The organism is Nostoc sp. (genome assembly GCF_036917635.1).
Lineage (GTDB): Bacteria > Cyanobacteriota > Cyanobacteriia > Cyanobacteriales > Nostocaceae > Nostoc.
Map to the genome: position 1 here is coordinate 1 of NZ_JBALCW010000060.1, position 15,558 is coordinate 15,558.

Annotated in this window: 11 protein-coding genes, 2 tRNA genes, 1 rRNA gene and 2 pseudogenes; 4 read left to right on the forward strand and 12 right to left on the reverse strand. The window is 39.6% G+C overall.

Features of this window, described 5'->3' with window-relative positions:
- The 5 genes and pseudogenes from V7K32_RS15490 to V7K32_RS15510 form a co-directional block, all read right to left on the reverse strand.
- Nucleotides 1-94, reverse strand: a 16S ribosomal RNA gene (locus V7K32_RS15490); the annotation flags it as partial.
- Between the two features lie 508 nt (nt 95-602).
- A pseudogene (locus tag V7K32_RS15495) lies at nt 603-1,023 on the reverse strand (transposase).
- 405 nt (nt 1,024-1,428) lie between these two features.
- Nucleotides 1,429-1,653 (reverse strand): annotated as a pseudogene (locus tag V7K32_RS15500) (transposase); the annotation flags it as partial.
- An 81-nt stretch (nt 1,654-1,734) separates the two neighbouring features.
- Entirely contained in the window at nt 1,735-1,962 is a 228-nt protein-coding gene (locus V7K32_RS15505) for a hypothetical protein (protein ID WP_334994661.1), read from the reverse strand.
- Nucleotides 1,963-2,061: 99 nt separating this feature from the next.
- Nucleotides 2,062-2,379, reverse strand: coding sequence for a hypothetical protein (locus V7K32_RS15510; protein WP_334994663.1), 318 nt, complete (start codon nt 2,377-2,379; stop codon nt 2,062-2,064).
- On the opposite strand from V7K32_RS15510, the gene V7K32_RS15515 reads away from it, so the two are divergent.
- From V7K32_RS15515 to V7K32_RS15525, 3 genes are all read left to right on the forward strand, one after another.
- A complete protein-coding gene (locus V7K32_RS15515) occupies nt 2,357-3,316 on the forward strand; it encodes a ribonuclease Z (RefSeq protein WP_334994665.1) in 960 nt (319 codons plus the stop codon). The genes V7K32_RS15510 and V7K32_RS15515 overlap by 23 nt on opposite strands.
- A gap of 569 nt (nt 3,317-3,885) precedes the next feature.
- A complete protein-coding gene (locus V7K32_RS15520) occupies nt 3,886-6,099 on the forward strand; it encodes a GumC family protein (RefSeq protein WP_334994667.1) in 2,214 nt (737 codons plus the stop codon).
- Nucleotides 6,100-6,327: 228 nt separating this feature from the next.
- Nucleotides 6,328-7,473, forward strand: coding sequence for a SpoIID/LytB domain-containing protein (locus V7K32_RS15525; protein ID WP_334994669.1), 1,146 nt, complete (start codon nt 6,328-6,330; stop codon nt 7,471-7,473).
- A gap of 76 nt (nt 7,474-7,549) precedes the next feature.
- On the opposite strand, the gene V7K32_RS15530 is transcribed toward V7K32_RS15525, so the two are convergent.
- The gene (locus V7K32_RS15530) at nt 7,550-8,857 is read right to left on the reverse strand and encodes a hypothetical protein (protein WP_334994671.1); all 1,308 of its coding nucleotides are present in this window, start codon (nt 8,855-8,857) and stop codon (nt 7,550-7,552) included.
- 223 nt (nt 8,858-9,080) lie between these two features.
- Between V7K32_RS15530 and V7K32_RS15535 the strand changes: the two genes are divergently transcribed.
- Nucleotides 9,081-9,560 carry a hypothetical protein gene (locus V7K32_RS15535; protein ID WP_334994673.1) on the forward strand — a complete coding sequence of 160 codons (480 nt, stop codon included), beginning with the start codon at nt 9,081-9,083 and terminating at the stop codon, nt 9,558-9,560.
- Between the two features lie 67 nt (nt 9,561-9,627).
- Here the strand turns inward: V7K32_RS15535 and V7K32_RS15540 are convergent.
- The 6 genes from V7K32_RS15540 to V7K32_RS15565 form a co-directional block, all read right to left on the reverse strand.
- A tRNA-Gln gene (locus V7K32_RS15540) sits at nt 9,628-9,699 on the reverse strand.
- An 817-nt stretch (nt 9,700-10,516) separates the two neighbouring features.
- On the reverse strand, nt 10,517-11,998 hold the full coding sequence (locus tag V7K32_RS15545) for a lipopolysaccharide biosynthesis protein (protein WP_334994675.1): 1,482 nt from the start codon (nt 11,996-11,998) through the stop codon (nt 10,517-10,519).
- A 600-nt stretch (nt 11,999-12,598) separates the two neighbouring features.
- Nucleotides 12,599-13,396: a WecB/TagA/CpsF family glycosyltransferase gene (locus V7K32_RS15550; protein WP_334994677.1), complete on the reverse strand. Its 798-nt coding sequence runs from the start codon at nt 13,394-13,396 to the stop codon at nt 12,599-12,601.
- 491 nt (nt 13,397-13,887) lie between these two features.
- Nucleotides 13,888-14,139 carry a hypothetical protein gene (locus tag V7K32_RS15555; RefSeq protein ID WP_334994680.1) on the reverse strand — a complete coding sequence of 84 codons (252 nt, stop codon included), beginning with the start codon at nt 14,137-14,139 and terminating at the stop codon, nt 13,888-13,890.
- 33 nt (nt 14,140-14,172) lie between these two features.
- Nucleotides 14,173-14,256, reverse strand: a tRNA-Leu gene (locus V7K32_RS15560).
- Between the two features lie 108 nt (nt 14,257-14,364).
- Nucleotides 14,365-15,507 carry an alpha-hydroxy acid oxidase gene (locus tag V7K32_RS15565; RefSeq protein ID WP_334994682.1) on the reverse strand — a complete coding sequence of 381 codons (1,143 nt, stop codon included), beginning with the start codon at nt 15,505-15,507 and terminating at the stop codon, nt 14,365-14,367.
- Nucleotides 15,508-15,558: the final 51 nt, after the last annotated feature.

Below are 15,558 nucleotides of genomic sequence, written 5' to 3' on the forward strand. Positions count from 1 at the left end.
CCGTCCGCCACTGTGTCCGAAAACACCGTTCGACTTGCATGTGTTAAGCATACCGCCAGCGTTCATCCTGAGCCAGGATCAAACTCTCCGTTTTGTTGTGTTTCGAGTTTGTGGCTCCGAAAAAATTTTTTCGGAATCCTAATTAAAATTTCGATTATTTTTTTGGGATTTCCCAAAAGCAAAATCTTTTGACGAGGATTGGTTTTTTCTTAAGCTTTCAAAGTATTATGTTTTTCAGGTTCAGAGGTGGTTTGCTTCTTTTGCTCTCCCACTTAACTAGAATAACTAGTCATCCTCTAGTTTGTCAAGTAGTAAATTTATTTTTTTCTACTAAAAAAGGCAAATTCCTTGACTGGCATTACTTTCAGGTGAATGGTATAAGCAACGGGAGGGAGGCGAAAACAACGTGGCTAAACCTGACTGTGTGAATAATGCAGGTTGGTTGTCTCTAAATTGGATCTGATGCAGGTTGAGTCATTATAGTAATGATTATCGAAAAAGGCAGGAGGTAGTCTTTGGTGGAGGAATTTATTCTAAATCCTTATGCTTAAACAAACTATACATATAAATATAAATAATAATAAGAGGATATTTTATAAATATTAAGCAGTAGAGCAACGATGATTGGGGGCTAATCTACGTAACATAAGATTTGTCATAGCGACATATATCATCGTTTCACAAGTTTATCGGATGATATTCGTAATCCTTACTGAGACGACAATAACGACCTAGCCACGCAAGTGTACGCTCTACTAACCAACGGCGAGGTAATACTTTAAACCCGTCTGTGCTATGCCTACGGCGGGCTACGCCTACGCAACGTTTGATAATTTCGTCTCCACAACGAATGAAATATCTAACCCAATCGACTAATGAGCCAGCATATCCAGCATCCACCCAAATCAAATGTAATTTAGGGAACAAGTAGTCAATTTCAGTAGACCGAAAAATTCTGCGATCGCCTGTGATGAATACCTGGGAACCTGATTTTTGTCTGAAAAGCTGTACTTTATGATACATTTTTTGGAAAACCGGTTGACAAATATTACATAAATAAAACTAATAATTTGGATACAAAGGTAAGGGTAGCTGTCGCACCAGAACAATCTTCTGGTGCTGGTCTTGGAATTTTTGTAAAGTATTGGGGTGAAGAAGCAAAATTTTTAAACTCAGATACCAATTTTTCGTCTTGCTTGTGGCTTTGAAGACGAGGTACTTTTAGTTTTGCCGTAGACCGCAACTATGGGCTAGCCTGCGAAGTTTGTTTACCATCTGGCTGATTTTGGTTGATTTTCGGGGCTTATTTATAAACGAATCTTATTATTCACATCTTACAATCACCTTTTGTACATTTCCAAGAAAAACGGTATCATACACTACTATTTTTAGCGCTCGCAGCACTTTTCGGTCTAGTGAATTTTGTCAATCAAATATAAGCTTTGCGCCGTCAGGGTCTTGAATTGAAGCTGTATGTACGACAACCATCAAAATTAAACCCATCGTATCAACAAAGATATGGCGTTTGCGACCATTAATCTTTTTTTTGGCATCATAGTCTTTCACCTCTCGTTTCTCAGTCGTTTTAAGTGTTTGTGAGTCGATAATTCCTGCCGATGACTCTATATCTCTTCCTTCCATCTGACGCAATTGCCATAGCGAAGCTCTGCTGCTTTCAGCAGATCGCAATACTGTATGAATTTTGGTATCCCCTCAATAATTCGGGGTAGGCAATTATTCTGGCTGCCACGACCAACCAAAGGGATTAACAGAAGATTTCTCACGAATAATAGTCGCCAAAGAGGGGATAATTCTACTCTGAGAAATGCGATCGCGTACATACTCTACCAGGTTCAATAATATCTCTACTGTGCGACGCACTGATTCGTCTGCAATCCTTTTTGGGTCAATGGCTTGCAGCAACTCCAATCCTGACTGGTCATTTGATGGCTTTTGCGTCATCTGTCATATTTTATGACGCTGCGTGTACCTCACGAACCTTTTTATTTTTCTCTGCTACCCCAATTTATTGAGCTGATACGAATTTTGTGCCATACTCCTTTACGCTCCCAGCGCCGGAAATATGAACATACCGTAAGACAAGCAGGTAACATCAAGGTAACAATTTTCTCTCTTGCTAGGCTGGACAATTTCACTATAAACGCCTGCCGTTATAGCAAGAGCGGCTTTGTGGTTAAATAAATTAAGCTTTTTAGAGATTTTTCTGTAAGCCTTATAATCTTTATTGGGTGTTGGGTTTAAAAAGCGACTTCCTCTCAAAAGTATTTTGCTTATTAAGCGTGTCACTATAGAAAATAGAGCAGCAAATTGAGCAATAGGAAGATTAAATAACGCTGTGCAGATAACATTCTTAGGCACGAGTTCCGGTGTACCCACGCGATCGCGCAATGTTTCCAGTATCGCCCTGAGATTACCCCAAAGGGCAGAACTGTGGCTATTCGACTGTGGCGAAGGCACCCAGCATCAAATTATCCGGAGTGAACTGAAAATCAGCCAACTCTCACGAATTTTTATCACTCATATGCACGGCGACCACATCTTTGGCTTAATGGGACTTCTTGCTACTTGCGGCTTGGCAGGCAATGTGGAACGAATTGATATATATGGCCCACCTGGATTAAATGATTACATTCAAGCCGCCTCCCGTTACTCGTACACACACTTTTCCTACCCCATTAAAGTCCATGCCATCCGTCCAGGAGTAATTTATGAAGACGATGACTTCACCGTTAGCTGCGGTAATTTACATCATCGCATTACAGCTTTCGGCTACCGCGTAGCCGAAAAAGACCGATCGGGACGCTTTGATGTGGAAAAAGCCAAGGCGTTGCAAATTCCTCCTGGTCGGGTTTATGGTCAACTTAAGCGTGGTGAAACAGTGACGCTTGCGGACGGACGGGTGATTGATGGCACTCAATTATGCGGACCTACAGAAATTGGTCGAAAAATTGCCTATTGTACAGACACAATTTATTGTGATGGGGCAGTGAAATTGGCTCATGATGCAGATGTATTAATTCACGAAGCAACCTTTGCTCATCAAGATGCAGATATGGCTTTTCAACGGTTGCATTCCACAACCACAATGGCAGCGCAAACAGCTTTAGCTGCTGGGGCACATCGACTGATTATGAGTCATTTCAGTCCCCGCTATGCGCCTGGCAATACCTTGGAATTAAAGGATCTTCTTCAGGAAGCCCGTGCTATTTTTCCCCGTACTGACATGGCTTATGATTTTATGATTCATGAAGTTCCCAGGCGGCGGGAAGTAGAGTTAAGCAAGATAGGCGTTTAAATTTTGGATTTTAGATTTTCTATTAAACCCTTGTAATCGAAAATTAACCAGGCTCTATCTTGGAGTTTAGTAGTCTAACTCATAACGTCCTCATAATGTCCAGGAAATAAACAGCAGTTTAGCTTGAGGAGTAAGTCAACTAGTTATTCAATAATTTCCGGTTCACTAAGTGTATTAATAATCTACTACTACTATGGTTCAGATATTCTTCTCAATCTGTTTTTTATATTAGAAGTTCTTAAAGTAACTTTAATAGTATAGTAATAATGTAAATTAGATAATTTTATACTTAAATACTTAGTGATTAAAAAAATAATTATTTTTTTTGTCAAGATTCTTCTTTGTTAAATAAAATTATTAAAATTTTATTCTTACAACACTGATTAAGAATTTATATGCATGAATTGATGAACATGAAAGCCCCAGTTGGCATAATATTGTGCGAAGTGAGCTTGTCATTATTGGAAGAAAAGCTAAGTATGCTATTGCAACTAGCAGTATCAAAAATTTATATTTATCATAAATCTTCCAAATAAATATAGTGTTTCCATATTATGAGGAGTTTGATAGTGGCTAAGACTAGTCTGAATCAAGAGCAACAGATTACTACTTCAGCACAAGGCGCAGTTGACATCAGACAACTATCTACTATTTTGCTTCGCCGACGTTTACTGATCTTAGGGGTTTCCTGTGTAGTTATGTCAGCTGCTAGCCTCCTAGCTTTCATTGCCAAACCTACTTACCAGAGCAATATGCAGATATTGGTAAATTCCAATTTATCTGAAGGCACACAGTCAAATAATATCCCAGAAAGCACAGACACTAAGGTTACTGAACCCAATTTTCAAGTTGTTGATTCCACTACTCAGATGAAACTCATGCTGAGTTCTAAGTTGCTTAAGAAAGCCGTAGATTTACTTCATTCTGATTATCCTGATATTACCTTAGAGTATATCAATGGTCAAACAGAACAGAACAAAAAAGCACCTCTAGAAGTGACTCCAGAAGAGGGAGGGATAGGAGCTAATAAAGTTTTTAGCCAATTATTTAAAGTTTCTTTCAATGATAACGATCCAGTCAAAACACAAAGAGTACTTCAAGCTCTACAAAAAGTATATCAAAACTACAATAAAGAGCAACAAAAAGAACGTCTCAATCAAGGGCTGGCTTTTGTAAATGCTCGACTACCTGAAATAAAAAAAGAGGTGAGTCAAGCTGAGAAAAATTTGGAACAGTTTCGCAATAGACATAAATTACTCGATCCCGAAGTCCAAAGTAAAATGCTGTTAGAGTCTCTAGCTGATATTCAAAAACAGCTACAGACTACTCATGCCCACCTTCAAGATGTAAACGCTCGCTACGATAATCTAGAGGAACAAATAGCTTCCTCGTCTCAGCAAAATGAACTATTTTCTTCTCGTTTAAATCAGTCAAGTCGTTACCAAACACTATTGAGTGAAATTCAAAAAACTGAACTAGCTTTGGCTAAGGAGCGACTACGCTATACAGACGATTACCCATCAGTACAAAAACTAAAGCAACAACGCCAAAGTCAATTGTTGCTATTACGAGAAGAGGTGAAAGCTATTACTACTAGCAGTAAGGGAGAACCGCTCTTAAAAGAGCAAATTGTAGGGGTTGAGCCAAAGCTACTAGACGAGTTAATTCTGGCTCAGACAACTGTCTTAGGACTAACTGCTAATGAAAAGAATCTAGCCGAGTCAGAACAGCGACTTCGTTCTGAGCTAAACAAATACCCAAGCTTAATAGCAGAGTATAACCGTCTGTTGCCAAAGGTAGAAAGTAGTCGTAAAACCCTTGAACAATTACTCCAAGCGCAACAGTCTTTGGGACTGAAAATTACTCAGGAAGGATATAACTGGCAAGTTTTGGCAGAACCTGCTTTGGGTACTTATATGGGGAGCAACAGATTATTATTTTTGGTTGGAGGGGCGGTAATTGGGCCGATTTTAGGTATCTTAGCAGCCCTGATTTTGGAAAAGTTTAATGACGCTATTTATTGTGTCGGAGATTTAAAGAAACTGACTAACCTACGTGTACTAGGGTCAGTACCAAAACTACCGTTGCGTGGTGTCAAAAAGCGGCGGCTGGGCCTGCCTTGGAATGGGCGGCGAAGCTCAGATTCCTCTATAGTAGAAGCCAGTACTAGCTTACCCGTCCATGAAACCCTGGACATGATCTACCAAAATATTCAAATATTAAAATATCCCTTACCCTTCAAATCGTTGATGTTGACTTCAGCACTACCAGGGGAAGGGAAGACAACTTTAGTATTAGGGCTTGTAGCTAGTGCTACCCGAATGCATCGACGGGTATTAGTTATTGATGCTAATTTACATAATCCTAGCCTGCACAAAATCCTGGAACTATCCAATGACTGGGGACTATCTCTGTTATTAGTTGATGAGACGACAACTCATTTTCAAGATTACATTCAGCCTATTCACCCCTGCATTGATATTTTGACTGCTGGCCCGGAAGCAGACGACACGGTAAAATTGCTCAGTTCTCAACGGATGAAAGAGCTAATAGAGCTGTTTGAGCAAAGTTATGACCTAGTACTGATAGATGCTCCACCTATTTTAGGTACAGTTGATGCCAGAATTGTGGCAGCTTTTTGCAATGGGATCGTAATGGTAGAACGCATGGGGAAAGTGACCCGAACTGAACTGACTCAAGCAACAGAAATTTTGAGTAAGTTGAATTTAATTGGAATTATCGCTAATGAAGTGAGCAATTCTCAAAATGTATTGGCATCGTAGACTAAAGAAGCATGGGGCATGGGAAATTGAAAAGAGGTAGAGGAGAGGAATTCTTTCCCTGCCTGCTATCTTCTGCCTTCTTCACCTAATTTCTACCTTATAGCTAAAGCGAAATGCATAATTAGTAGGAGGTGGCAACCTCCTGTGTTGGAGAAGTGTCTCATCTTAAAGTAGTAGACGCCATAATCAAAAGCGTCAATTAGATACTAATGTGATTAGATGACTAGCATGAAATTCCAACTTTACTTAGGCTTTTTACTTTCCCAGATTAAAGTGCGTCATTGGTGGGTAAGTGTCCTCTTATGGATTGCTTTGGTTGCCCCAGCTCAAGCGTCTGTAATCCTGCGCGTGGCAATTGAAAGGGGGGTTAATCAGGTAAAAGTGGGGAGTTCTACCACTGGAATTGTCAAGGATAGTACCGGCCGGACTCTCGGACAGTTACCAGCGATGAGTGCATATTATGCCCAAGCTGTTCCTGGCGGAGTTGCTTTAAATAAGTGGCAGTCTGGTTTATTTTGGATTGAGCCAACAGATAAAGGATTTGTTTATATTGGCTCACGCTGGTATCGGGGTAGAACTCTGGTTGTTCCCACAGACAAAGGCTTAACGGCTGTTAATTGGGTTGATGACCAAGAGTATCTCTACAGCGTTCTCGGTGGCGAAATGAATGCTAGCTGGCCTCAAGAAGCACTGAAAGCCCAAGCGATCGCAGCTCGCACCTACGCCCTCTACGAGCGAGAAAAACAACGGAGTAATCCCGTTTACGATTTAGGCAATACCCCCGATCGCTGGCAAATTTACAAAGGCGTCATCAGTGAAGCTCCTGCAACTTACAAAGCAGTTGATGAAACAGCAGGACAGGTACTAACTTACAAAAACCGGATTATTCTCTCCGTTTTCCACGCTTGTTCTGGGGGGCATACCGAAAATGTTGAAGACGTTTGGGGAAGCAGCGAACCTTACCTACGTGCTGTTCAAGACTACGATCAAAATATCCGCGAGTGTAATTGGATAAAAACTTTCTCCCCCAGTGAGATTAGCGCTAAATTCCCTGAACTTGGCAGTGTGACGGCGATGATTCCAGAAACATTCTCGCCTTTCGGTAGTGTTAAAGTCTTGAAAATTGTCGGTAACAGGGGTACAAAGATGCTACAGGGCGAGGAAGTGCGGACAGCCCTCAGGTTAAAAAGTACCCGTTTTAACGTTACTAAGGGAGGCGATGGTAGTTTTGTACTTCAAGGGCTTGGCTTCGGTCATGCTTTGGGCATGAGTCAGTGGGGGGCATACAATCTGGCTCGGCAAGGAGTGAACCACCTGCAAATTTTGGGACATTATTATCAAGGTGTAGCCTTAACACCAATTCAGGCAAAGTAAGGAGAAACTTAGGAGTTAGGAGTTCTAAATAAATCTTAATTATTCACTCCTCACTCTCAACTCTTGACTGTTAAATCTATTCGCCACTCCCGCGTTCCAAGCGTTTTTTCCATTCAGCGTCCATTTTTGCGGAACGCTCTATTTCTTGCTCGAGTAAGTCAGTTTCGCTAGAATACACTAAATCTTCATTGCCAATGACTTTTTCTGCTGCAAATTGTTGGGCGTAGTTGATTTTTTGCTGCAAAGGTGCATCAAGACTTACCAATATCCTTGCTCTGGAAAGGCGATCGCGGTTGCGATCGCCTATTTTACGATTACGCCACTGAATCCAGAAATAACGCAATAACGGTATTCCTAAGAAACCTGCTCCATAAGCCAATAGCAGCCAATAAATTCCTTGCACAAAACCGACAAAAGCTGCCAGTTCACCTAATCGGGCGACAACAGTGCCATCACTCAACAAACTTCTCAGTACTAAAGCACCAACAAAATTTAGCACCCCCAACCCAGCACTCAGCATAATTTGCCCTGAACTTGCAACACTAAAACGCCAGGGAAATTCCTCCAAGTGATCTGATATTGCATAACGGCGCTTTTTAACTGCACTCACCTGCAACTCTGGGAAGTAATAAACAATTTCCCCTTCTGGGCTTACCGTGGGTTGCCCATTAAATCGCGTCAAAACGGGCAGCATATAATCTTCGTACTCTCTTGTATATCCCTCACCAATGTCATCCAAATATGGAGCAATTTGTTCTGCTACGACTGCACCACGGTTACTCCGAATCACTGTAGCAATTTCTTGCCAGCGACGTTCTTCTAAGTTGGCGTTAGGATTCCCATCGCCAAACAAAAACGAAAACACAGCCTCAAAGAAATTGAGATTGCTTTCTTGCCGCCTTTCACGTCGCCGTTCCTGGTTGTGGGTGTCATAATTTGGGCTAAGATACCAAAATAAATTGGGAAAATAGAAGAACCCCCCACCGCCGAAACTACTGCCCCGATTATTGCCGTTCCGATCGGAATTGGTAGAGGTAATGATAATGTAGATGGTAACAGTTATCAAGATAATGGAAACAGTTAAGAAAATTCCAAAAGAAATCCGAATCAGATAAAACAAAACACTCCAGACCTTTTTCCACCATTCTTGCAATCGTAACCGGAAGTATTTATTACGCAAAATTGCTCGAAAATTTTGTGGAAAAATGTAAACTATATCACCTGAATCCGCTACTTGCAAATGTCCCCCAGCATCAGATGCTAGGGCTAATAAGCTTTGATTAGCTTGAGCGACGTTTAATCCTGCCTGGGTTGCCACATCACCAACGGTGACACGGTAGCCCAGTTTTTCTACAGCTTGCATGATGGTGGGACTAGGAGCCATTGCTCTCCCCTCCTGTTGAAACTTAATTGCCTTTTCTTAAGTATAAAGTTTTATTTTGAGCGACTTGGCAAAGGTAAGAATGAAGCATGAAATTATTAAGTATAGAAATTACATAAATTTGGCAAACTGACACTGAAGTATATTTATCAATAAATAAACTGACACGCAGTATGTTATAATAACTTGCCTCATCTTGGTTAACCAGCAAATTTTCTGCTCAAATATGGTTCAGTATACTCTCGCTCAAAGCCCAGAAATTATCCTTACTGTTTCTGGAAAAGATTCAGCAAAAGCCCGTGATAAAGCAATGGATCAGCTAATGGAACTGATGGATGCAGGAAAGCTACCCACGGAACTGGAAGAAGGATTTGGCCCTCAACAATTAATTGAGGTTAAAGAGTCAACTATTGATACTACTAGCGGTGAGGATAGCATTACACAAGCTGTCCAGGTTTTAAGTAACCTGGCCACACTCAAGCTGAAAGTTCAAGAATCACGAGATGAAGCGTTAGAAATTCGCAAAGCGGTTGATGTTCTGTTCACCGACGAATCGGTAACAGAAGAGGAAATTACTCGACTCAAGGAAGGTTTTAAAGTTCTCAAAAATTTTGCCCAAGCTAATATGCGTTATCAAGAAGCACGATCTAAAGCAGAACAGGCTCGGCAGACTCTCGATCAAGCTCTAAAATCGCCTGATAAGTAACATTTACAGACTTCAAGGAAAGTAATTAAAAAATTTAAAAGACAGGCAGAACAGCCTGTCTTTATTACTGGGGCGCTAGGATTCGAACCTAGGGATGGCGGGACCAAAACCCGCTGCCTTACCACTTGGCTACGCCCCAACAACTTCACTCTAGTTAATATAGCAGTTACCCCTGGGTTCCTGTCAAGTACTTTTATAGTTAATTTCAGGCAAGGGGTTTTTATAGCAGAAGATTGATTGGTTTGAATTCCTACAGTTCAAGTTAAGTTTACGCAAACAGGCAAAGACGATGATACCTGTGATGCCTTCGCATCTAAATCTGCTTTGTTTGAGTATGAATGGCTTTGGAAAGGTAATGAGAGTATATCATACTAAAAAAATAATCAATCGCAGAGTGAGCAACGGAAGTAGGGGAAGAAGATATCTGATAGTCGTCTTGGATGGAGGAATTGAGTAATTTAATTTTTGGACTTGCCTTATCTTATTAAGGGCTTGTTGCTAAAGTGCCATCAACTGCTAATATATTTGCTTCAGAAGCATATTTAGGCTTGTTTCAAAATGTAAAGCAGTTACTCCATCCTATACAATTTCTCCGATGTTATCTAATCTGGACATCAGTATAGCTGGACTACAGGCAAAAGCTTTAGCAACTAAAGTTATAACTAGGTCGGCGAGAAAAACCAAACTACAGCACTTACCGAAGTTACAAGATACACTAATTGATTGAATTACCGTTTATTCTGTGCTAATCGTATCCCCACTGTTTGTACCTCATAGCAGCAGGAAATGCTGTATGTAACGAAAAGTAAAGTCTCTGGATTTGGCTTGTAGTTGCGCTTTACTGCTAAAAGGCAACTATAAACCAGTGATTATTATTTACGCTATCATAGATTGAAGTATACTAAATGAATTCATAAATATATAGTAATATTCACTATTATTTTTAGATAACAAAGTTATACTTTTGTTTTGATTTTGATATTCAGACTTTCTCCTAATTCAAGTAGTCGGATGAAAAGCTTGGGTGATATTACTGAGATAGTAAGAATATAAATAGAGCTTCCCAATATCCCTGAAATAACTAGTAACATCCATGCTTCAAGAAATTTTCCTAAGAAATATTTAGTAGCTAATATAGTTCCAACCATTGTTGCCGAAGCTACTAAAGGTACTATATATAAACGCAGATAGTTATTTAAATTTATCTTAACAAGTTTATTAATAGCTAATAACGAAATAGGTAATAGGACGTAACCACGAATTACATAAACAGAAGCAACAGCTACAATACCTAATCTGACTACCAAAGCAAAACCGATGACATTAGTAACTGTATTGATTACTTGTATCCATAACCTCCACGAAGGTTTGCCTAGTGCCAGAATTACAGAATTGTTATAAAAGAAAATTAGATGAACAGGGCCAATAAGAGATAGTATTTGCAATACTCGAATGCTCTGAATCCACTGCTCACCAAAAAATACTTTTATAAACTCAGTTGCTAATACTGGTACACTAAGAAATATTGGGAAAGCAATGAGACTTGTGAACTGAGTAGCAGCGTAGAAAGCGTTTAGTAATCGTTCTGGTTCTGCCTGTAACCTAGAAAATATTGGTAGTGCAACTTTAGTTGTAGTACTGATTAAAACTTGCATCATTACTAGCAACAATTTATAAGCAACGGAGTAATAACCTAATGCAACTAGTCCTAGATAGTAGCCAATAAGTAAGTCATCGGCTCGACGATTGAAAAAGTTAATTATGTTAAACGCAGATATATTAATTCCAAAGTTAAAAAGTTCTTTAACATGTATCCTAGAAAATTGGAATCCTGGTCGCCAATCGCTAACTCGCCACAATACTAAAACTTCTACTAAACTACTTGATAGTTGTTGACCTACGAGACTCCAAACGCCAAAGCCTAAAAAAGCCATCCAAACGCCAACTATTCCACCTATTATCACTGCCAATAGTGAGCGAATTGCTAAACTTTTGAAGGCAAACTGACGTTCAAGAACCGCTTGCTGCACGCTGCTCAATCCATTAAATACAAAACTTATAGATAAGCATTGAATGATTGGTACTAAGTGCGGCTGTTTAAAGAAATCAGCTGTTAATCCAGCCCCAGCTATACTTAATACAGTTAAAAGTCCACTGATTCCTAAAGTTGTCCAGAATGCAGTGTCTAAGTGTTCTGAATCTATCTGTTGACGTTGGATAATTGCTACAGAGAATCCTTGATCAACAAAAATTTGGACAAATTCAATAAATATAGATGCTAAAGCAATTAAACCAAAAGTTTGTGGAGTAAGTAAACGAGCTAGAATAAAGAAAACAACTAAAGAGACTGCTTGGCGTCCCCAACTTTCTATAACAGTCCAAATTACGCTTTTAACAGCTTTTTGCCGTAAATTTGATGAATCTTTAGGTGATTCCATTATATAGTTTACCGATGAAAGAACCTACAGTATATAGCTTTGATATTGCTAGTTATGAGCATCTGGATTATTTTTTTTCAGGCGAATCAATTAAACCTTATTTTATTTAAATTTTAGTGATAATCTAAAATTTTTACTCCGAAAGTAACGTCAAAACTACGTAAGCCAATCATTATCGTGAAGATAGTATTTTTTAGTTTAACTAATTGTTATTAGAAAACTTTACCACAATCTTCTTGTAAATTTACAGCAATTCAAGAAACTATTAGCATAAATTTTACTGAGGAGCCAGCCCATTGAATTCTTATATAAAACACCCTGTTACTTATAATTTTTAGTTTTGAGTGGTATCTAAGTTTTCTAATCAGTTGTTAAGACAACATAAAATTAATTTTTTATTTTTTGGTTTACTGTTTATATGTATCTCACAGGACTTACGCAAAATATCTCTCAAACTCTGGTTTTTGCGTGTAGCGCCAGTTGCTACTCTGTGGGAACCCTAAGAGCGAACAAGTTGGGGTTCGTTATTGGGTAACTCTTGCGTAAGTCCTATCTCAATAATGTTGTGTTTCACAGAATATATATTCGCTTTGCTTTTTCTTAATCCCCAGTCTCGTGAAGGAAGATTGCTGCAATACGACTTGATGATAGTAGTTGCTTGGTAGCTAGCCATATAAATAGTGGAATAGTTTTAGCATAGCGACCGCAAAGCCGGCGTGGTTCTTGAATCCATCGATACAACCATTCAAGCCCTAAGTCTCGAACTACGCGGGGTGCCCGCTTGTGAATTCCTGCATAAACTGGGAATACTCCACCCAGTCCAATCATTACAGCTTGTATTTTACCCTTATGTTGAGCTATCCAGTTTTCTTGCTTAGGACATCCCAGAGATACTAAGACGGTACTAGCACCACTAGAGTTAATCTTTTGAACCAAAGCTTCGTCTTCAGTTTCAGTCAAGGGGCGAAAGGGTAGAGGTTCCATTGCCGCAATCTTCATTTGCGGAAATTCTCGCTCTAACCTTTTTCGCATCCTAGAAAGAACTTCTGTTTGGGAACCTACAAAGAAAATGCTAAGATTTTGTGTTTGAGTAAGCTGACACAATGCTAGGAAAATATCCATTCCTGCCACACGGTCTTGATAAAGCGCTCCCATCTTTCGCATCATCCATACTAGAGGCATACCATCAGGAGTAACTATGTCTGCATTTCGTAATACGCTGGCAAACTCTGGATTCCAATGAGCTTCAATGAGCATGTGTACATTAGCTACATATACAGTTTTACTTTCACGCCTCCTCGCCCACTTCAGTATTGTTTGTACTTGATCATCAAAGCGTAAAGCAGTAATGGGAAAATCCAGTACTTTTTTAGTAGGTAGAAGCACTCTTGCCACCATCAATAACTCCTGTGTCCAAGAAAAAAATCCATAGATTACCTAGACCATTCCGAATATTCAAGAATTCAGATTAGATGACTCCTGACTTTTTATAGCCTTATGTCATCGTTGGAAGTTAACACATGGAGATGAAATTGCTTTGTTAGTATACTTTTGACTTAACCGTTAATGTTAGAATTATTTGCTGTTGTGTCCTAGTTTACTGTTTTAAGCTATAAATTTAAGAGACTGTCTTGCAAAATTCATACTTACTTCATAATTAATTTTTGATTTGTTCATCCAAACATTATAATTGCGATATATTCCTATAAAATATATGTAAATCTGTAGTCTATTATACAGTTTTTAATTACATAGTAGAGTTAAATTATAGATACTGAATTTGCCTATTTTGATACGTAAGTATGCGCTTAAAAGGTCTAATTTAAATTAGTATAGTTTAAAGAATGGCTAATAGTTTTTTCTTATGACTTTGCAAGAAACTTGCAAATTTAATTTAGTCTATGTATTGAAAAATCCCTAAATTTTATTTTTTTCTGAAATAAAAGCCCAAAAAATAAGGGGAAGATAAGCTTATCTTCCCCTGGTTTATTCTTTTTATCATTATCTAGTTTGTTAGCTTCTTTGAGTCTTTGTCGTAACATTTGCCTTTGTTTTTTGAGTTGCCTCTTCCTTGCAGAACCGCCTCTACCTTTGTCATTCCTGCCTTCTTTCCGGGGAGACTCCCATCTTTTCAGCCGCATAAGTTTTTTACCTCTTTAGTACTTGTTTGGTAGTGGGCAGGAGGAGAATCGAACTCCTATGACCGCAAGGCCGCCACATTTTGAGTGTGGTGCGTCTACCAATTCCGCCACCCGCCCATATATCTAACCTTAACTAGTATACTGTAATTAAGTGATTTTGTAACAAGTCTGAAAATTAATTTTCAAAGTTTTGCTGGAATAATGTCGGTCTAAGAATTTTTTGGTTTACAGACGTGGCAGGTTCAATAAGCTAGGGTCAATATCCTGTAGTTTGGCGCAGCCGCTAAGTGCCATTGCCAGATTTAACTCATCTTGTACCAGTGAGATTACATGAGATACACCAATTTGCCCTGCTACTGCTAGTCCCCACAAGATGGGTCGTCCAATTAGTACGGCTTTTGCTCCTAATGCCAGAGCTTTGAGAATGTCTGTACCCCTACGGATGCCTCCATCCAATAGTACTTCTACTTTACCATCCACTGCTGCTACTATTTCAGCTAGGGCATCTAAGGAAGCGATCGCACCATCAAGTTGTCTGCCACCATGATTGGAAACAACGATTGCTTTGGCTCCATATTCTACAGCCCGAACAGCATCATCTCCCCGTAAAATTCCTTTGATGACTAAAGGTAGTGGAGATAAAGATTGTAACCATTCCAAATCGTGCCAAGTTACTGCTGGGTTTAGCTGTTGGGCAAAATAGGTAAATAATCCAGATTCGCCTTTTTCATGGGAAATATCTAGCCCTGAGATGGTGGCGAGATTAGCTAGATGTAACTCTGGGGGTAGGGCAAACTCGTTACGTCTATCTCTCTCTCGCTGTCCGAGAACAGGTGCATCTACAGTTAGACAAAGTGCTTTGTAGCCTGCTTTATAGGCTTTTTCTACTAAAGCACGAGTTAATCCTCGATCTTTATGGATGTAAAGCTGGAACCATCGCAGAGAATCTGGAAATTTATCACATGCACTCGCCACTTCTTCCATGCTCTTAGTGGCCATTGTACTTAACACCATGCCCACACCACCTGATGCGGCAGCTAATGCTGTGGCAATTTCTCCGTCTGGATGAGCTAGACATTGAAAAGCCATCGGCGCAATTAATAAAGGTAGTTGCAGGGGTTGCCCTAAAATGGAGGTAGTGAGATTGCGTAGGCGTAGCCCGTCGTAGACATCGCTTACATCCACTAATACACGAGGTCGCAGTTTGACTCGCTCAAAGGCAGCACGATTATCCTGTAATGTAACTTCATCCCAAGCACCACTGCTATAGTAATCAAGCGTCATTTGAGATAGATGTTCTTTTGCTAGCTTTTCGTACTCAAACAGATTTATGGGTTCAAGGCGATGGTCGTTGGGTACAACTGTCATGGTAGAGGCTATGGGTTAAGCAATAGGATGTTTTTTAATCCGATTAGTAAA